An 18,891-nucleotide genomic window follows, 5' to 3' on the forward strand; every position below is an offset into this window, starting at 1 on the left:
CGATGTGCCGGGCAGGTTTGCAAAGATTTTCGTGAAATTTTTCTGGCGAGAGGCGCGTGACGTCGCTTTTCGGAAACGGCAAAGAAAAAGGCCGTTGCATGTGCAACGGCCTTTTCATGTTTGGTGCCCAGGAGAGGACTCGAACCTCCACGGAGTTACCCGCTAGTACCTGAAACTAGTGCGTCTACCAATTCCGCCACCTGGGCTTGCTGAAGCTGAAATTCTACTGCATTTTTTGCAGCGAAGTCCTGATCTTCGATTTTTTTCTTGAGACTGTGATCGGCCAAGTCATGAAGCCAGGGAGCCACCTTCTTGTGAAGATAGTTCCTCAGTTCACCGCAACCTCTGCAGGTTGTCGTTAAACTTGGTGCCCAGGAGAGGACTCGAACCTCCACGGAGTTACCCGCTAGTACCTGAAACTAGTGCGTCTACCAATTCCGCCACCTGGGCATCTCAGGAAAGATTTAGATTGTATACCAAGAAAATGAACCCTCACGCAAAAAGTGCCGACGCGAACGACGAAATCGGGGGCAGTGTGCAGGGGCACCGCGACGGACATGGCTTCGTCATCCGTGATGACGGCGAAGGCGACATCTTCCTTCCCCCCAATGAAATGCGTGCGGTGCTGCACAAGGACCGTGTCAAGGTTCGCATCGTGCGGCAGGACCGCCGCGGCAGGCCTGAAGGCCGCGTGGTCGAGATCATCGAGCGGCCTGCGCACAACATCATTGGCCGCTTCTTGCAGGAAAGCGGCGTGTATCTGGTCGCTCCCGAAGACAAGCGCTATGGCCAGGACATCCTGATCCCTGCCAACGCGACGGGTTCGGCCAAGATCGGGCAGGTGGTCGTGGTGGAGTTGACCGAGGCGCCTGCACTGTTCGGCCAGCCCGTGGGGCGCATCATTGAAGTGCTCGGTGAGGTCGACGATCCCGGCATGGAGATCGAGATTGCGGTGCGCAAGTACGGCGTGCCCCATGTGTTTTCCGATGCCTGCCTGGCACAGGCCAAGGCCCTGCCGGACAGGGTGCGGCCTGCCGATCGCAAGAATCGCATCGATCTGACCGATGTGCCCCTGGTCACCATCGATGGCGAGGATGCGCGCGACTTCGACGACGCCGTCTACTGCGAGCCTGCCAAGGTCGGGCGCGGCAAGGGCTGGCGCCTGCTGGTGGCGATTGCCGATGTGAGTCACTACGTGACCACGGGCAGTGCCATCGATATCGATGCCTATGACCGTGCCACCAGCGTCTATTTCCCGCGCCGCGTGATCCCCATGCTGCCCGAGAAGCTCAGCAATGGCCTGTGCTCGCTCAATCCCGATGTGGATCGCCTGTGCATGGTCTGCGACATGCTGATCACTGCAAAGGGCGATATCCATGCCTATCAGTTCTACCCCGCGGTGATGCACAGCCATGCGCGCTTCACCTATAACGAGGTGGCTGCCATCCTGGCCAATACGCGTGGCCCGGAGGCTGCCAAGCGCTCCGATCGCGTGGGCGACTTGCTGAATCTGCATGGGGTGTACCAGGCGCTGCTCAAGTCGCGCGAAGCACGCGGCGCCGTGGACTTCGAGACCACGGAGACGCAGATCGTCTGTGACGAGAACGGCCGCATCGAGAAGATCGTGCCGCGCACGCGCAACGAGGCGCACAAGCTGATTGAGGAGGCCATGCTGGCCGCCAACGTCTGCAGCGCGGACTTCATCGAGCACAGCGGCCGCGTTGGCCTGTTCCGCGTGCACGACAAGCCCTCGCTGGAGAAGCAGGACATCCTGCGCAACTACCTCAAGGCCATGGGAGTGGGTATGGCGCTTGGCGAGAATCCGGCCACGTCCGAATTCCAGGCCATTGCCAATGCCACCAAGGACCGGCCTGATGCCCAGCAGATCCACACCATGCTGCTGCGCTCGATGATGCAGGCCTTCTACACGCCTGAAAATTCGGGCCACTTCGGGCTGGCCTTCGATGCCTATACGCACTTCACCAGTCCGATTCGCCGCTATCCCGACTTGCTCGTGCACCGCGTGATCAAGGCCGAGCTTGAAGGCACTCACTATCGCCTGCCCGAACTGCCCACGCCTGGAGAGGCCGAAGCCAAGTTGGCCAAGCGTCTGGCCTCGCGTGTCAGTGCACCCGGCCAGAAGCCGCGCAAGCGCGCGCCCGCCGCCGAGGTCCAGGCCTGGGAGGCTGCAGGCCTGCACTGCAGCGCGAACGAGCGCCGCGCCGATGAGGCCAGCCGAGATGTCGAGGCCTGGCTCAAGTGCAAGTACATGCGTGAGCATCTGGGGGAGGAGTTCGCAGGCGTGGTCTCTGCGGTCACCACCTTCGGCATCTTCGTCACGCTCGATGCCATGTATGTGGAGGGTCTGGTCCACATCACCGAGCTGGGGGGGGACTACTTCCGCTTTGATGAGGCGCGCCAGGAACTGCGGGGCGAGCGCTCGGGCATTCGCTACGGCATAGGTACGCGGCTGCGCGTTCAGGTCAGCCGTGTGGACCTGGATGGCCGGCGCATCGATTTCCGCCTGGTGCGCGACGGCGAAGAGCAGCCGGCTTCGGGTCGTTCCGGCAGGGCGCCGGCGCGCACGGAAGCCCATCAGGGCGAAAAATGGGGGCGCCGCGACGCCAAGGAAAAGCGTGCGCAGCGTAACTCCGGCGGTGCCGGCGGAGCCCGGTCTGAATCCGACGGCGCGGTGTCTTCCGGCAAGCAGGGGCGCAAGGCGTCCAAGAAGGCCATGGTCAAGGGCGTGAACCTGGCCGCGCTGGAGGCTGAATATGCGAGTGCCCAGTCCCGCCCGGCCGCGCCAGTGCGTCAAAGCGACGTGAGTGAGCCGGCCGTGGTGCCAGGTTCGTCCGTACCTGCGGCACGCGCCTCCCGCAAGGGCAGGGCGGCTGAAGCGCGCAAGTCTGTCGCCATCGATGCTGACCACGGTCTGCCGCAGTTGCCGCCGCCATCGCCGGTGCAGGCGCTGCGCGCCTTGGGTAAGAAGGCCTTGGGGGCCGTCAAGTCCAAGGTGGCAGGCAAGACATCCAAGCCCCGGCGCAAGCCCTGAGGGCGTCTATTGGCCCAGCCGCTGGGCCAGCGCGCTGGCGCTGAACGGCATTTGCGCGGGCCATTGGTCTGCCGCATGGCCGTGGCGCCAGGCCGCCAGTGTTGCGGCCTGCGCGGGGTCCAGCCCTTGCGCCCATAGCGCGGCAATCAGCCCGGCGAGAACATCTCCGGTTCCTCCGGTGGACAGCCGGGCGTTGCCTGTGGGGTTGATCCAGCAGGGCGGCGATGCATTGCCGTCGCCCTGCGATCCGGCGATCACGGTGCCCGAGCCCTTCAGCAACGCCGTGCAGTGGAATTGCAGCGCCAGCTGCCTGGCTGCTGAAAGTCGCTGGGCCTGGACCTGGGCAGTGCTCATTTTTAGCAGGCGGGCGGCCTCCAGCGGGTGCGGTGTCAGCACCGTGTGCTGGCTGCGTCGGCTGCGTTCTTTCAGAAGCAGGGCCAGCGACTCATCTTCGGCAACCGCGTTCAGTGCGTCTGCGTCCAGTACCAGCCTGGGCGCCTGATCCAGAATTTGGGGTAGCCAGGCGCGCACCGCCATGCCGCCGCCACATCCGCACACGACAGTGGCGCCGCGCCAGTCTTGTGCTTCGGGGCTGCGCAACATGATTTCGGGCCAGGGGGAGATAGCCTGGCCTGACCCGTGCGAGGCATCGAGCAGTGCCAGCATCACGCGTCCCGCCCCGCCGTGCAAGGCTGCCAGTGCGGCCAGCCAGGCGGCGCCGGTCATGGACAGGCCGCGGTATTCCAGCCCCTCTCCGCCCAGAATGGCCACGTCGCCAAAGCTCCCCTTATGGCTGGCATGCGGACGCGGGGCGCGGGCTTCCGGGGAGAAAAGTTGTGCGCACGGTGAGATGGCGAAGGGTGGCGCGCTGCTTGCCAGTCCTGTGTCCAGATCGTCCCACCATATCTGGCCGCAGGCGTCGCGGCCGCTTCCTGTGAACAGGCCGGGATGCAGTGTCAGCAGAGCCAGCGTATGCCGTGCGCTGACCGGGAGGTTCATGGGCTCGAATCCAGGCAGGTATTGCCCGGTGTCGGCATCCAGGCCGGATGCGATGTCCACGCAAAGGACGGGGCTGATGCCGGACTGCAGGCTGCGCAGCAGCGACAGCAATCGGTCATCTTTTCGGGTGGGTGGGCTTGCCGTGTCGGGTCGGCGCAGGCCGATGCCGAGCAAGGCATCAATGCACAGATCCTGAGGCCCCATGTCAGGGGGCATGTGGGCGATCCATTGCACGCCGGCCTTGTGGGCCGCATCCCATGCGGCACGCGCGTCGGCGGGCATGCGGACGCGTTCGCGCACGCAGCTGACCAGGATGCGGCAATTGCAGGATCGTGCCGGCATCGTGTTCAGGTGCTGTTGAAGCCAGGCGGCTGCCTGCAAGCCGTCTCCGCCGTTGTTCCCAGGGCCGCAGGCAATCCAGATGCGGTTGGCGTGAGGGGCGATGGCGCGTGCCAGGCGTGCCAGCCCCATGCCTGCGCGCTGCATGAGGCAGTGTTCGGGCAGTCGGGCCGCGGCCTGCTGTTCCAGGGTGCGTGTGGCCACTGTATCGAACAGTGGCAATGCGGTGGATGTGGGAATGCGCAGCATGGCCTGAGCATAGCCGCCAGCCGCAGGGCGGGGTGTCCGCAGCGGTCAGCCGAAGCGGCGCGGATCCAGCAATGCGCTGTCCAGGAAGCTGGTGCGGTTGTCCATCAGGTCGCTCAGCATGCTGGCGCAGCCTTGGGCAATGGCGGCACCACAGCTGCCATGGCCCAGGTTGAGCCAGATGCCGGGCAAACCGCTGGCGCCCAGTAGGGGCAGTCCATCGGCTGTGCACATGCGTGTGCCATGCCAGATCTGAACGCCCGAGGTCAGCACGGCGCTGCCGGGAAAGACCATGTTGAGTCGGTGGTACATGCGCTGCAGCGTGGCCTCGTGCATGGGGCCGTGGCTGCCCAGTTCAGCGCCGGCCACGACCCGCATGCGCTGGCCAAGGCGCACCAGGGTCATCTGCTCGCTCCAGTCGACGATGGCGTGGCGGGGCGCGTAGCCTTGTTCGCGCAGCGGAGCACTGATGCCATAGCCGCGCAGGGCGATCATGGGCAGGCGCAGGCTCAGCGGCGCGAGCAGGTTTGCGGCCTCGGCGCCAGCGCAGACGACGATGGCATCGTGCGACCGGGGCGTGTCTTCGCCTTGCAGCTGCAGGCGAGCGGTGCGCTCGGCGCCGCCGGGCTGCAGTCGCTGCACAAGGCGTTGCGTCTCGAATCGTGCTCCTGCGGACTGTGCGGCCTGCCTTTGCATCAGCGTGGCCAGGCGGCCGTTGGCGGCGCCAGCCTGCGGGAAATACAAGGAGCCTGCGAGTGCGGTCTCCTCGCCCAGCGCGGGCTCACGCAGGCGGGTCTGGGCGGCATCCAGTGCCTCGCAGCGCGTGCCGGCCTCGGCCAGCGCTGCCAGTGCAGGTTTCAGTTGCTCATGGTCGGCCTCGCTGCCCAGCAGCACCAGGCTGCCGGAGACATATTCCGGGTCCAGCTCCCACTGCCGCCACAGCGATTGCTGGAACTGCTGGCTGCGCTGGGTGAGTGTCTCCAGTGCCGCCATCGTGGCTGTGGGTTCGCCGGCTTTGCGCAGGCGCCGCCCAGCCTGGCGCCATTGCCATAGCCAGCGCAGCTGGGCTGCGAGGTTTCCGGAGCCGAGGCGTGGCAAAGCCTGCCGGCCGGGAAGCGTGGGTGAGCGTTCTGTGGTGGAGAGACCGGGGACGCTCCACGGTTGGAGCAGGCTGGGGCCCAGCCAGCCGGCATGTCCGAAGCTGGCTTCCTCGGCCACCGTGCCATGGCGCTCGTAGACGGTGACCTCGTGCCCGACCTGGGCCAGTGCGTGGGCTGTCGCAACGCCAATGCTGCCGGCGCCCACAATCGCGATGTTCATTTTGGGGTGGAATCTGCTGAAGTGCCTGAATTATCAAGCGGATGTAGCTATCACTACAGGAGTGTGTGGCCGATGCGGCAGCCGTGGCTATGCGGGGTGTGAGCGCGCGTTGGGTGCGAAGCCTCAGTCTTGGGATGGCGTATGCTAGAATCTTGCGGCTTTGCTAGGGGTTCACCCTGATTTTCTTCGGAATTGCCGGAGATCAGGTGATGGCTTTGGGGTGCGAGGTGTTCGTCATGAATGCCTGCCCATGCTTGCAACCCCCGTTGCAAAGTCAATCGCAAACCAGTCCCTTCAAGGTGTTGCTTCCTGTATCCGGGGGGCAATTGTCGGGCTGGATTTTAGACCTAACCTTTGAGGTATTCATATGTCCGTCACTATGCGCGATATGCTGGAAGCAGGCGTCCACTTCGGTCACCAGACCCGTTTCTGGAACCCCAAGATGGCCCCCTTCATCTTCGGCCACCGCAACAAGATCCACATCATCAACCTGGAAAAGTCGCTGCCGATGTTCCAGGACGCCCAGAAGTTCGTGAAGCAGCTGGCTTCCAACGGCGGCACCATCCTGATGGTCGGCACCAAGCGCCAGGCCCGCGAGCTGGTGGCTGCCGAAGCCCAGCGCGCTGGCGTTCCTTTCGTTGACCAGCGCTGGCTGGGCGGCATGCTGACCAACTTCAAGACCGTCAAGACGTCCATCAAGCGTCTGAAGGAAATGAAGGCCCAGCAGGAAGCCGGTCTGGAAGCCATGAGCAAGAAGGAACAGCTGATGTTCGTTCGCGAACTGGAAAAGCTGGAAAAGGACATCGGCGGCATTCAGGACATGAACAGCCTGCCCGACGCCATCTTCGTGATCGACGTGGGCTTCCACAAGATTGCCGTGGCCGAAGCCAAGAAGCTGGGCATCCCCCTGGTCGGCGTGGTTGACTCCAACCACAATCCCGAAGGCATCGACTATGTCATCCCCGGTAACGACGACTCTGCCAAGGCCGTGCAACTGTACGCCCAAGGCATCGCCGACGCGATCCTGGAAGGCCGCGCTGCTGCACTGACCGACGTGGTCAAGGCCGCATCCGGCGAGAGCGGTGACGAGTTCGTGGAAGTGGAAGAATCCGCTGCCTGATTGAGCTTGTCCGGCTGAGCGACCTCGTCGCCGAATAAAAAGCGGGGCTCAGGGTAGCCCCGTTTTTTTAAGCCGAAATCCTGTAACGAATCGAACTGACATTGGAGAAATACGATGGCTGCAATTACCGCAAGCATGGTGGCTGAACTGCGCGCAAAGACTGACGCGCCCATGATGGAGTGCAAGAAGGCCCTGACCGAAGCCGAAGGCGACCTGGTCAAGGCGGAAGAGCTGCTGCGCGTCAAGCTCGGCACCAAGGCTGGCAAGGCTGCCTCGCGCGTGACCGCCGAAGGCGTGATCGCCGCCTTCATCAATGGCAACCAGGGTGCCATGATCGAAGTCAACAGCGAAACCGACTTCGTGTCCAAGAACGACAGCTTCATCGCGATGGCCAACGCCGCCGCCAAGCTGGTCGCCGAGCAAAACCCCGCCGACGTGGCCGCGCTGAGCGCACTGGCCTATGAGCAGGACGGCTTCGGCCCCACGCTGGAAGACGTGCGCAAGGGCCTGATCGGCAAGATCGGCGAAAACATGTCCTTCCGCCGCTTCAAGCGCTTCGAAGGCTCCAGCCTGGCTTCCTACCTGCACGGCTCGCGCATCGGCGTGGTCGTCGAGTTCGACGGCGATGCCACGGCTGCCAAGGATGTCGCCATGCACGTGGCCGCCATGAAGCCCGTGTCCGTGACCAGCGCCGACGTGCCCGCCGAGCTGATCGAGAAGGAGCGTACCGTTGCTGCCGCCAAGGCTGCCGAGTCCGGCAAGCCTGCCGACATCGTCGCCAAGATGGTCGAAGGCTCGGTGCAGAAGTACCTGAAGGAAGTCTCGCTGGCCGACCAGGTCTTCGTGAAGGCTGCCGACGGCAAGCAGACCGTGGCCCAGATGCTCAAGGCCGCCAACACCAACGTCAAGGGCTTCACCCTGTACGTGGTCGGCGAAGGCATTGAAAAGAAGGTCGACGACTTCGCTGCCGAAGTGGCTGCCCAGGTGGCTGCCGCCAAGGCCGGCGCCTGATCCTTCCGGGCGACCGAACCGTTCCCTTCACCATCCATCATCATCCACCACTTCGGAGAAACACCATGACCCACGCCACACCGGCCCACAAGCGCATCCTGCTCAAGCTGTCCGGTGAGGCACTCATGGGGGATGACTCGTTCGGCATCAACCGTGCGACCATCGAGCGCATGGTTTCCGAAATTGCCGAGGTCACCAAGGTTGGTGTCCAGGTGGCGGTGGTGATCGGTGGGGGGAACATCTTTCGCGGCGTGGCTGGCGGCTCGGTCGGCATGGACCGTGCCACCGCCGACTACATGGGCATGCTGGCCACGGTCATGAATGCCCTGGCCCTGGCCGATGCCATGGACAAGCAGGGGCTGACAGCCCGCGTGATGTCGGCCATTGCCATCGAGCAGGTCGTGGAGCCCTATGTGCGCCCCAAGGCCCTGCAGTACCTCGAGGAGGGCAAGGTGGTGGTGTTCGCTGCCGGCACCGGCAACCCGTTCTTCACGACCGACACGGCCGCCGCGCTGCGTGGCGCTGAAATCGGCGCCGAGGTGGTGCTCAAGGCCACCAAGGTCGACGGTGTCTACACCGACGACCCGATGAAGAACCCCGACGCGACCCGCTACCACAAGCTGGCTTTCGACGAGGCCATCTCGCGCAACCTGGGCATCATGGACGCCACCGCCTTTGCGCTGTGCCGCGATCAGAAGCTGCCGATCCGGGTGTTCTCCATCGTCAAGCCTGGCGCGCTCAAGCGCGTGGTCATGGGCGAGGACGAGGGCACGCTGGTGTACGCTTGAGTGTTTTGATACCGCGTTACACAGCTCTTCAAGGAACAAGAACATGACGATTGCAGACATCAAGAAGACCACCGAGTCCAAGATGGGCCAGTCCATCGAAGCGCTCAAGAACAATCTTGCGCGCGTGCGCACCGGTCGTGCCAATCCATCGCTGCTGGACTCCATCCATGTGGAGTACTACGGCTCCATGGTGCCGCTGTCCCAGGTGGCCAACGTCACCCTGCTTGACGCGCGCACCATCAGCGTCCAGCCCTGGGAAAAGAGCATGTCGGCCAAGGTGGAGAAGGCCATCCGCGAAAGCGATCTGGGCCTGAACCCCGCCTCGCTGGGCGACCTGATCCGCGTGCCCATGCCTCCCATGAGCGAGGAGCGCCGCAAGGAAATGACCAAGCTGGCGCGCAATGAAGGCGAAGCTTCCAAGGTCGCCGTGCGCAACCTGCGCCGCGATGCCAACGAAGCCGTCAAGAAGCTGGTCAAGGACAAGGAAGCCTCGGAAGACGATCAAAAGCGTTGCGAAGCCGATGTCCAGAAGATGACCGACAAGCACATCGCCGAGATCGATACGCTGGTGGCGGCCAAGGAACAAGACATCATGGCGGTCTGAGGCTTCTTGCCTCATTTGCCTCAGGGTCCGTACCTTTGACCAAACAAGACTCCGGCGCGGTGCCGCGCCATATTGCCGTCATCATGGACGGCAATGGACGCTGGGCCAATCGCCGCTTTCTGCCGCGACTGGCCGGCCACAAGCAGGGCGTGGAATCACTGCGCCGCTGCGCCCGCGCCTGCGTCCAGCGCGGCGTGCAGGTCCTGACCGTCTTCGCTTTCTCTTCCGAGAACTGGAACCGTCCCGAAGAGGAGGTTTCCGGTCTCATGGGCCTGCTGGCCAACGCACTTGCCAAGGAAGTGCAGCAACTGAGCCGCGACGGCGTGCGCCTGCATTTCATCGGTGACCGCAGCGGCCTGGGCGAGAAAGTGTGCGCGGGCCTTGCGCAGGCCGAGACCGTCACTGCGCACAACAATCGCCTGGTTCTCAACGTCTGCTTCAACTACGGCGGACGCTGGGACATTGCACAGGCAGCTGCCCGGCTGGCAGAGAAGGGCGAGCCCATCACCCCGCAGAGCCTGGACCGCGCGCTCGCGCTGGCCCATGTGCCCGACCCGGATCTGCTGATCCGTACCGGCGGGGAAATGCGCATCAGCAACTTCCTGCTGTGGCAGGCTGCGTATTCCGAGCTTTTCTTCAGTGACAGCTTGTGGCCTGATTTCGATGAGGCCTGCCTGGACGAGGCCATCGCGGCTTTCGCTTCACGCGAGCGGCGCTTCGGCCAGACTTCCGCGCAAGTACAACAATCACAACCGACGTCGTCCCATCCGCAGACGTCCTGAACAAGGGGGAGCCATGCTCAAGCAGCGAGTCATCACCGCCCTGATCCTGCTGGCCATCCTGTTGCCTGCGCTGTTCTATCCCACAGGCATTCCGTTCGCCGTGGTCGTGCTCGTGCTCATGGCGGCAGGTGCCTGGGAATGGGGGCGTCTCAACGGCTTTGGCACCGCGGGCGCCATCGGCATAGGCGCCATCTGCACGGCGATGTGCCTGGGCGCCTGGGCTGCCGGCTGGCTGGAGCGTCCCCTGTCTGCGCTCTGGATTGTTGCCGGTGCTGCCTGGGTGCTGGGTGGCGGGGCGCTGCTGCGTGCCGGCGTGGCTGGCTGGCCGCGCATTGCAGCGCCTGTGCGCCTGGTCGGCGGAGTGCTGGCCTTGTGGCTGGCCTGGGTCGCCGTGGTGCAGGCGCGCATGATGGGCATCAACTTCCTGCTGTCGGTGCTGGTGCTGGTCTGGGTGGCCGACGTGTTCGCGTATTTCGCAGGACGGACCCTGGGCCTGAAATTCACCAAATCCAAGCTGGCTCCCACGATCAGCCCCGGCAAGAGCTGGGAAGGCGTATGGGGCGGCATGGCAGGCGTTGTGGTGCTGGCCTTGGTCTGGGTCTGGGCTGACCGCCACTACGCGGTGGCCGTGCCCAGTTTCTATTCATTGCTGCTGGCGCGCGGGGCTTGGTTCCTGCTGCTGGCGGTTGTTTTCATGGCCGCGATGAGCGTGGTCGGCGACCTGGTCGAATCCCTGGTCAAGCGCAGCGTCGGCGTCAAGGACAGCAGTGGCCTGCTGCCCGGTCATGGCGGCGTCCTCGACCGCGTCGATGCCCTGCTGCCGACCCTGCCGCTGGCCCTGATGCTTTCCTCTTTCGCGCATTCATGAAGCAGAAAATCACCGTCCTGGGCTCCACAGGCTCCATCGGTACCAATACGCTGGATGTGGTGGCGCGCCACCGCGATCACTACGAAGTCTTTGCGCTCAGCGCGGCCACGCAGGTGGACCTGATGCTGCGCCAGTGTGCCGAATTCAAGCCCCGCTACGCCGTCATGGCCAGCGCGCCGCATGCAAGGCTGCTGGCTGAGCAGCTGCGCAGCAATGGATTGGCCACCGAAGTGCTGCAGTCGCCTGACGCGCTGGAGCAGATCGCCTCGCATCCTGAAGCCGATGCCGTCATGGCGGCCATCGTCGGTGCGGCGGGCCTGGCGCCTTGCCTGGCTGCCGCACGCGCCGGCAAGCGTCTGCTGCTGGCCAACAAGGAGGCGCTGGTGGTTGGCGGTGCACTGTTCATGGACACCGTCAAGCGCCACGGCGCAACGCTGCTGCCCATTGACAGTGAGCACTCGGCCATCTTCCAGTGCCTGCCCGAAGACCGCACCAGTTGGCCCGATCGCGTGGACAGTCTGCTGCTCACAGCCTCGGGCGGGCCTTTTCGCCTGCGCGATCCGTCCACCCTGTCCGAGATCACGCCGGAGCAGGCCTGCGCGCACCCGAATTTCTCCATGGGGCGCAAGATCTCCGTGGACTCGGCCACCATGATGAACAAGGCGCTGGAGGTGATCGAGGCCCGCTGGCTGTTCGACATGGCGCCTGACAAGATCAAGGTCGTCATCCATCCGCAGCAGATCGTGCACTCCATGGTGCAGTTCAAGGATGCTTCGGTGCTCGCGCAACTGGGTACGCCCGACATGCGCGTGCCCATCGCCTGCGGCCTGGCCTGGCCCCGCCGCATCGCCAGCGGTGCGGCGCCCCTGGATTTCGCCAAGCTGTCTGCCCTGACCTTCGAGGAGGCGGATGCCGTGCGCTTTCCGGGCCTGCACCTTTCCTGGCAGGCGCTGCACGCCAGCGAGGGAACCACGGCGGTTCTCAACGCTTCCAACGAAGTCGCCGTTGCCGCCTTCCTGGAGCGGCGCCTGGCATTTGACCGTATCCACGCTGTGAATTTGCGCACGCTCGAGACCTTGCTGCCGCCTACACTGGGCAGTCTGGAAGACCTGCTGGCCCTGGACGCGCAGGCGCGCGAAATCGCGCAGACCGTGGCGCGGCAGTGGCAGCTGTGATGCCGGCTTCGCAGGTCAGGAGGGTTTTCTTGATGGGCCTGCGGCGGAATCCAGAGGCGCATTGGATTCAAAGGAGTATCAATTGTTGCTGACCGTTGTCGCATTCGTGGTCGCACTGGGCTTGCTGATTGCCGTGCATGAGTGGGGCCACTACCGCGTCGCCGTGGCTTGCGGCGTGAAGGTGCTTCGCTTTTCCGTCGGATTCGGCCGCCCCATCCTGCGATGGAAGCGCAAGGGTTCGGACACGGAATTTGTCATCGGTGCACTGCCCCTTGGCGGCTATGTGCGCATGCTCGATGAGCGTGAGGGCGAGGTGCCTGCCGACCAACGCCATCTGGCATTCAACACCCAGCCGCTGCGTGCGCGTGCAGCCATCGTGGCCGCAGGCCCCGTGGCCAATCTCGTGCTGGCCATTGCGCTGCTGGCCATCGTCAATTGGGTCGGCATGCAGGAGCCCGTTGCACGGCTGGCAACACCGCCAGCAGGCACGGTGCTGCAGATGGCGGGTGTTCAAGGCGGCGATCGCGTGCTGCGCATGGCTTTGGGTGACCAGGAATGGGAAGAGGTCCGCTCCATCAATGATCTGCGCTGGACGCTGACCCGTGCAGCGCTCGATGACGAGTCCGTGCGCATGGAGGTGCTCCAGGCCCGCCGCACCGCCCCGTCCGAACTGCGGCTCGCGCTGGCTGGTCAGGTTCAGGGCGAGCCCGATGCCGCCTTCTTCGAGCGCCTGGGCTTGCTTGGTCCCTGGACGCAGCCTGTGCTGGACAAGGTGATTGCCGGTGGTGCCGCCGAAAAGGCGGGCCTGCGCCAGGGCGATCTGGTTTTGCGCGTGGGTGGCACCTCGGTGGACGATGGCACGCAGCTGCGCAATCTCATCCGCAAGATGGGCGCATCGGGCCAGGTCCAGCAGCAGATCTGGCTGGTGGAGCGCGAGGGGCGGCAGTTGCAGATCCCGGTGCTGCCCGACCTGGGCCGATCGGAAGACGGCAAGGAAAGCATCGCCCGCATCGGCGCCTACATCGGCAGCGCCCCGGAAATGGCGCTGGTGCAGCGCGGTCCGCTGGAGGGCCTGTGGGCCGGCGTGCAGCGCACCTGGGAGCTGTCGTCGCTGACACTGCGCATGATGGGCCGCATGGTGATCGGCGAGGCCTCGCTCAAGAACATCAGCGGGCCCCTGACCATTGCCGACTACGCGGGGCGTTCGGCCAGCATGGGCCTGGTCCAATATCTCTCGTTCCTGGCGCTGATCAGCATCAGCCTGGGGGTTCTCAACTTGCTCCCCCTGCCGGTGCTCGATGGTGGGCACCTGATGTATTATCTTTGGGAGGGCGTGACTGGCCGAAGCGTGTCGGAAGTCTGGGCCGGACGCTTGCAGCGTGCAGGCGTGGCGGTTTTGATGATGATGATGTCCGTCGCCTTTTTCAACGATATCAACCGGCTTTGGGGCTAACTTTTCAGCCGTTTTCGGCAAGCCGCAGCGGCGGCAAATCCATTCATGACTAAACGTATCAATCGCCTGGGCGTGCGCGCTGCATCGACCCTGGCTGCCATGGTTTTGGCTGCCAATGCAGCCTGGGCACTGGAGCCCTTCCGCGTACAGGACATCCGCATCGAAGGTCTTCAGCGCGTGGAGCCGGGCACGGTCTTCGCTTCCATCCCCCTGCGCGTGGGAGACCAGTATGACGACGACAAGGGCGCAGCCGCCATCCGCTCGCTGTTCGCACTGGGCCTGTTCAAGGACATCCGCCTGGAAGCCAACGGCAACGTGCTCGTCGTCGTGGTCGAAGAACGCCCGACCATCGCCGAAGTGAACTTCGCCGGCACCAAGGAATTCGACAAGGAAACCCTGCAAAAGGCCATGCGCGATGTGGGCCTGGCCGAGGGGCGTCCGTTCGACAAGGCACTTGCCGACCGCGCGGAGCAGGAGCTCAAGCGCCAGTACATCAACCGCAGCCTGTATGGCGCCGAAGTCGTCACGACGGTCACGCCCATCGAGCGCAACCGCGTCAACCTGACCTTCACGGTGACCGAAGGTGATCCCGCCCGTATCAACGAGATCCATATCGTCGGTAACAAGGCCTTCAGCGAATCCACGCTCAAGGACCTTTTTGACCAGGACACCGGCAACTGGATGAGCTGGTACACCAAGTCGGACCGCTATGCGCGCAACAAGCTCAACGCCGACCTGGAAACGCTGCGCTCCTACTACCTGCAGCGTGGCTACCTGGAATTCCGCGTGGACTCCACCCAGGTGGCGATCTCGCCCGACAAGCAGACCATCTCGCTGACCCTGAACATCCATGAAGGCGAGCGTTTCGTGGTCTCCGGCGTCAAGCTGGAAGGCAACTACCTGGACCGCGACGACGAATTCAAGTCCCTGGTCAAGATCAAGCCCGGCGAGCCCTACAACGCCGATCAGGTCACGGCAACGACCAAGGCCTTCACCGAGCACTTCGGCAACTTCGGCTTTGCCTTCGCGCGCGTCGAGGCCGTGCCGGACATCGACCGTGCGACCAACCGGGTGGCCCTGGTGCTGCACGCCGAGCCTTCTCGCCGCGCCTATGTGCGACGCATCAATCTCAGCGGCAACAACCGCACGCGCGACGAAGTGATCCGCCGCGAATTCCGCCAGTACGAGGCTTCCTGGTACGACGGCGACAAGATTCGCCTGTCGCGCGACCGGGTGGACCGTCTGGGCTTCTTCACCGAAGTCAACGTCGAAACCCAGGAAGTGCCGGGTTCGCCTGATCAGGTGGATCTGGTCATCTCGGTGGCTGAAAAGCCCACCGGCTCGCTGCAGCTGGGCGCTGGTTTTTCCAGCGCTGAAAAGGTTTCGCTGTCCTTCGGCATCAAGCAGGAAAACGTGTTCGGCTCAGGCAACTACCTGGGCGTGGACGTGAACACCAGCAAGTATCGCCGCACCATGGTGCTGTCCACCACGGACCCGTACTTCACGGACACCGGCATCTCGCGCACCTACGACCTGTACTACCGCACTGACCGTCCCTACTACGACGATGCGGCCTACAAGATCGTCACCTCGGGCGGCAGCGTCCGCTTTGGCGTGCCCTTCAGCGAGATCGACACCGTTTACTTCGGCGGCGGCGTGGAGCGCTCCGAAATCAAGCCCGGCACCTACCTGCCCCAGGCGTACAAGGACTATGCCGACAAGTACGGCTACTCCAACACCGGCATACCGCTGACCCTGGGCTGGTCGCGCGACAGCCGCGACAGCGCGCTGGCGCCCAACTCCGGTCTCTACCAGCGCCTGAACACCGAGTGGTCGGTGGGTGGCGAGGCCCGCTATGTGCGAGCCAACTACCAGATCCAGCAGTACATCCCTCTGAGCAAGAAGTACACGCTGGCACTGAACGGTGAACTGGGCTACGGCAAGGGCCTCAATGGCCGTCCGTTCCCGCTGTTCAAGAACTTCTTCTCGGGTGGCCTGGGCTCGGTGCGTGGCTTCGAGCAGGGCTCGCTGGGTCCGCGCGACACCAAGGAAAACCTGGCGCTTGGCGGCTCCAAGAAGGTGACATTGAACGCCGAGTTCATGGTTCCGTTCCCTGGTGCTGGCAATGACAGGACTTTGCGTCTTTTTACATTCCTCGATGTGGGCAATGTCTACGGAGCCAACGAGAACTTCGATCTCGGGGAGCTGCGGGCATCCACGGGCCTGGGCATCAGCTGGATTTCCCCGCTGGGTCCCCTGCGCCTGGCCTTTGCTCAACCCATCCGCAAGCAGACCGGGGATAAAATCCAGCGACTGCAATTCCAAATCGGAACCTCTTTCTAATGAAATCTCTATCTAGCCATTTTTCCCTGGCTGTGCTGCTTGGCGCCATGGCCGTTTCCGCGCACGCCCAGGAGTTCAAGGCCGGCTTTGTGAATACGGATCGCATCTTCCGTGAAGCATCGACTGCCAAGGCTGCGCAGTCCAAGCTGGAGCAGGAATTCTCCAAGCGTGAGAAGGAGCTGATTGACCAGGGCAACTCGCTCAAGAGCGCTTCGGAGAAGTTCGAGCGTGAAGCTCCCACCATGGCCGAAAGCCAGCGCGTCTCGCGCCAGCGCCAGCTGGTGGATCAGGACCGCGAGTTCCAGCGCAAGCGCCGTGAGTTCCAGGAAGACCTGAACTCCCGCAAGAACGAAGAACTGGCCCAGGTGCTGGAACGCGCCAACAAGGTGGTCAAGCAAGTGGCCGAATCCGAGAAGTACGACGTCATCCTTCAGGAAGCCGTCTACATCAACCCCAAGTACGACATCACTGACAAGGTGATCAAGGCGCTGAACGGCGGCGGCAAGTAAGCCAGCTGTCCAGGGCTGCATGCCGTGAGCGTATTGTTGGGCCAGATCCTCGATGCACTCGGTGGCGAGTTGGTCGGTGGCGAAAGGGAGATGTCCATCTCCCGCATCGCACCGCTGGACTCTGCCGGGGCCGGGGATCTCAGTTTTCTGAGCAACCCCCGCTACCGCCAGCAACTGGCCGCCTCCGAGGCGGCCTGCGTTATTGTGGCGCCCGCCATGCGCGAGCTGGCGCAGCAGCGGGGTGCCTGCATCGTGGTCCCTGATCCGTATGCGTATTTCGCCAGGGCCACGCAGTGGTGGAAGCGAAACTGCAGGCCCGTGGCGCCGGCCGGTATCCATCCGAGCGCCGTGGTGCACGAGAGCGCCATCGTTGATGCATCGGCCACCATTGGCCCGCTGTGCGTGGTCGAGGAGGGTGCCACGATCGGTGCCCACACCGTGCTCAAGTCGCGCGTCACCATTGGCGAGAACTGCCATGTGGGCGCGCGCTGTCTGCTGCATTCCGGCGTAGTGCTGGGGGCGGACGGCTTTGGGTTCGCGCCCGAGAACGGCGCATGGGTGAAGATCGAGCAGCTCGGCGGCGTGCGGATCGGCGACGATGTGGAAATCGGCGCCAATACCTGCATAGACCGGGGTGCGCTGGACGACACGGTGATCGAGGATGGGGTCAAGCTCGACAACCTGATCCAGATCGGTCACAACGTGCACGTCGGCAGGCATACGGCCATGGCCGGCTGCGTGGGGGTGGCCGGCAGCGCGCGCATTGGCGCGCATTGCACCGTGGGAGGCGGGGCCATCGTGCTGGGCCATCTGCAGCTGGCTGACCGGGTGCATATTTCGGCAGCGACGGTAGTGACCCGTTCGCTGACACAATCAGGTGTTTACACGGGCATGTTTCCCGTGGATGAAAACGCCAAATGGGAAAAAAATGCTGCGACGCTGAAGCAGCTGCACTCCATGCGCGATCGCATCAAGGCCCTGGAGCGGCAACTGCAGCAATCGGCGGATCAAGGCCATAACGGAACGCAATGATGGATATTCACGCAATTCTCAAGCAACTGCCCCACCGCTACCCCTTCCTGCTGGTGGACAAGGTCACGGAGCTTGAGCGCAATACACGCATCAAGGCGATCAAGAACGTCACGTTCAACGAGCCCTATTTCATGGGCCATTTCCCGGGCCGCCCTGTCATGCCTGGCGTGCTCATCCTGGAGGCGCTGGCGCAGGCGGCCGGCCTTCTGGCCTTCGATGCGATGGGCCAGGTTCCGGATGAGAACAACATCTACTACTTCGTGGGCATCGACGGGGCGCGCTTCAAGCGTCCCGTGGAGCCGGGCGACCAGCTGGTGCTGGAGATCACCATCGACCGTGTGCGCGGCGGCATCTGGAAGTTCAAGGGCGTGGCCCGCGTCGAGGACGAAGTGGCCTGCGAAGCCGAGCTGATGTGCACCATGCGCAACGTGGGCTGACGGGCGCATGGCTGGCATTGAACGCATCCATCCCACGGCACTGATAGATTCCGCTGCGCAGCTGGATTCGTCGGTGTCGGTCGGCGCCTATGCCGTCATCGGACCGCATGTGGAAATCGGCGCCGGCACCACCATCGGCGCGCATTGCGTTGTCGAAGGCCATACCCGCATTGGCTGCGACAACCGGATTTTCCAGTTCGCGTCCCTGGGCGCGCAGCCCCAGGACAAGAAGTACGCAGGCGAGCCTACCCGGCTGGTTATCGGTGACCGCAACACGGTGCGGGAGTTTTGCACCTTCAACACCGGTACCGTGCAGGACCAGGGCGTCACGGCCATCGGCGACGACAACTGGATCATGGCCTATGTGCATGTGGCCCATGACTGCGTTGTCGGCAGCCACACCATCCTGGCCAACAACGCTACCCTGGCCGGCCACGTGCACGTGGGCGACCATGTCATCCTGGGCGGCCTGACGGGTGTGCACCAGTTCACCAAGGTGGGCGCCCATGCCATGGCCGGCTTTGCCAGCCATATCTCGCAGGATGTGCCGCCCTTCATGATGGTGGATGGCAATCCGCTGGCCGTGCGCGGCTTCAATATCGAAGGCTTGCGCCGTCGCGGCTTCGGGCCGCAGCGCATTCAGGCCGTCAAGCAGATGCACCGCCTGCTGTACCGCCAGGGACTGACCCTTGAAGCTGCGCGAGAAGCCATTGCTTCGCTGGAGGGTGAACTGCCCGAGGCCGCGGCCGATGTATCGCTGATGCTGGATTTCCTGGCGGCTTCGACCCGGGGCATTGCGCGCTGATCTGGCGC

The 18,891-nt window shown here is 63.8% G+C and carries 16 protein-coding genes and 2 tRNA genes; 14 read left to right on the forward strand and 4 right to left on the reverse strand.

Features of this window, described 5'->3' with window-relative positions:
- Positions 1-121: 121 nt before the first annotated feature.
- A tRNA-Leu gene (locus ACF8ML_RS11105) sits at positions 122-206 on the reverse strand.
- Positions 207-365: 159 nt separating this feature from the next.
- Positions 366-450: transfer RNA gene (locus ACF8ML_RS11110), tRNA-Leu, on the reverse strand.
- A 34-nt stretch (positions 451-484) separates the two neighbouring features.
- Here ACF8ML_RS11110 and rnr point away from each other — a divergent pair.
- Positions 485-3,052, forward strand: a complete 2,568-nt coding sequence (gene rnr, locus ACF8ML_RS11115; RefSeq protein ID WP_047326723.1) for a ribonuclease R — start codon at positions 485-487, stop codon at positions 3,050-3,052.
- Positions 3,053-3,058: 6 nt separating this feature from the next.
- On the opposite strand, the gene ACF8ML_RS11120 is transcribed toward rnr, so the two are convergent.
- Together ACF8ML_RS11120 and ACF8ML_RS11125 are read right to left on the reverse strand one after the other, a co-directional pair.
- Positions 3,059-4,639: an NAD(P)H-hydrate dehydratase gene (locus tag ACF8ML_RS11120; protein WP_047326724.1), complete on the reverse strand. Its 1,581-nt coding sequence runs from the start codon at positions 4,637-4,639 to the stop codon at positions 3,059-3,061.
- A 45-nt stretch (positions 4,640-4,684) separates the two neighbouring features.
- Complete coding sequence (locus ACF8ML_RS11125) at positions 4,685-5,956, reverse strand: FAD-dependent oxidoreductase (protein WP_047326725.1); 1,272 nt, start codon at positions 5,954-5,956, stop codon at positions 4,685-4,687.
- Positions 5,957-6,323: 367 nt separating this feature from the next.
- On the opposite strand from ACF8ML_RS11125, the gene rpsB reads away from it, so the two are divergent.
- From rpsB to lpxA, 13 genes are all read left to right on the forward strand, one after another.
- Positions 6,324-7,076 carry a 30S ribosomal protein S2 gene (gene rpsB / locus ACF8ML_RS11130; protein ID WP_016447490.1) on the forward strand — a complete coding sequence of 251 codons (753 nt, stop codon included), beginning with the start codon at positions 6,324-6,326 and terminating at the stop codon, positions 7,074-7,076.
- A gap of 114 nt (positions 7,077-7,190) precedes the next feature.
- Positions 7,191-8,087, forward strand: a complete 897-nt coding sequence (gene tsf / locus ACF8ML_RS11135) for a translation elongation factor Ts (protein WP_016447489.1) — start codon at positions 7,191-7,193, stop codon at positions 8,085-8,087.
- A gap of 65 nt (positions 8,088-8,152) precedes the next feature.
- On the forward strand, positions 8,153-8,875 hold the full coding sequence (gene pyrH / locus ACF8ML_RS11140; RefSeq protein ID WP_016447488.1) for a UMP kinase: 723 nt from the start codon (positions 8,153-8,155) through the stop codon (positions 8,873-8,875).
- Positions 8,876-8,918: 43 nt separating this feature from the next.
- Complete coding sequence (gene frr / locus ACF8ML_RS11145; protein ID WP_016447487.1) at positions 8,919-9,479, forward strand: ribosome recycling factor; 561 nt, start codon at positions 8,919-8,921, stop codon at positions 9,477-9,479.
- A gap of 35 nt (positions 9,480-9,514) precedes the next feature.
- Positions 9,515-10,261 (forward strand): polyprenyl diphosphate synthase, encoded by a 747-nt coding sequence (gene uppS / locus ACF8ML_RS11150; RefSeq protein ID WP_043792021.1) that lies wholly within the window; start codon positions 9,515-9,517, stop codon positions 10,259-10,261.
- Positions 10,262-10,274: 13 nt separating this feature from the next.
- The gene (locus ACF8ML_RS11155; protein ID WP_016447485.1) at positions 10,275-11,129 is read left to right on the forward strand and encodes a phosphatidate cytidylyltransferase; all 855 of its coding nucleotides are present in this window, start codon (positions 10,275-10,277) and stop codon (positions 11,127-11,129) included.
- A complete protein-coding gene (gene ispC, locus ACF8ML_RS11160; protein ID WP_047218936.1) occupies positions 11,126-12,304 on the forward strand; it encodes a 1-deoxy-D-xylulose-5-phosphate reductoisomerase in 1,179 nt (392 codons plus the stop codon). Before ACF8ML_RS11155 ends, ispC begins: the two co-directional genes overlap by 4 nt.
- 82 nt (positions 12,305-12,386) lie before the next feature.
- Positions 12,387-13,757 (forward strand): RIP metalloprotease RseP, encoded by a 1,371-nt coding sequence (rseP, locus tag ACF8ML_RS11165; protein WP_026062158.1) that lies wholly within the window; start codon positions 12,387-12,389, stop codon positions 13,755-13,757.
- A gap of 45 nt (positions 13,758-13,802) precedes the next feature.
- Entirely contained in the window at positions 13,803-16,100 is a 2,298-nt protein-coding gene (bamA, locus tag ACF8ML_RS11170; RefSeq protein ID WP_016447482.1) for an outer membrane protein assembly factor BamA, read from the forward strand.
- Positions 16,100-16,609 carry an OmpH family outer membrane protein gene (locus tag ACF8ML_RS11175; RefSeq protein WP_016447481.1) on the forward strand — a complete coding sequence of 170 codons (510 nt, stop codon included), beginning with the start codon at positions 16,100-16,102 and terminating at the stop codon, positions 16,607-16,609. Before bamA ends, ACF8ML_RS11175 begins: the two co-directional genes overlap by 1 nt.
- A gap of 24 nt (positions 16,610-16,633) precedes the next feature.
- Positions 16,634-17,641 carry a UDP-3-O-(3-hydroxymyristoyl)glucosamine N-acyltransferase gene (lpxD, locus tag ACF8ML_RS11180; protein ID WP_016451336.1) on the forward strand — a complete coding sequence of 336 codons (1,008 nt, stop codon included), beginning with the start codon at positions 16,634-16,636 and terminating at the stop codon, positions 17,639-17,641.
- On the forward strand, positions 17,638-18,078 hold the full coding sequence (gene fabZ / locus ACF8ML_RS11185; RefSeq protein ID WP_012206736.1) for a 3-hydroxyacyl-ACP dehydratase FabZ: 441 nt from the start codon (positions 17,638-17,640) through the stop codon (positions 18,076-18,078). Before lpxD ends, fabZ begins: the two co-directional genes overlap by 4 nt.
- Positions 18,079-18,085: 7 nt before the next feature.
- Entirely contained in the window at positions 18,086-18,883 is a 798-nt protein-coding gene (gene lpxA / locus ACF8ML_RS11190) for an acyl-ACP--UDP-N-acetylglucosamine O-acyltransferase (protein WP_017404505.1), read from the forward strand.
- Positions 18,884-18,891: the final 8 nt, after the last annotated feature.

The sequence above is a fragment of the Delftia sp. WSY_10 genome, assembly GCF_043104705.1.
Lineage (GTDB): Bacteria > Pseudomonadota > Gammaproteobacteria > Burkholderiales > Burkholderiaceae_C > Comamonas > Comamonas tsuruhatensis.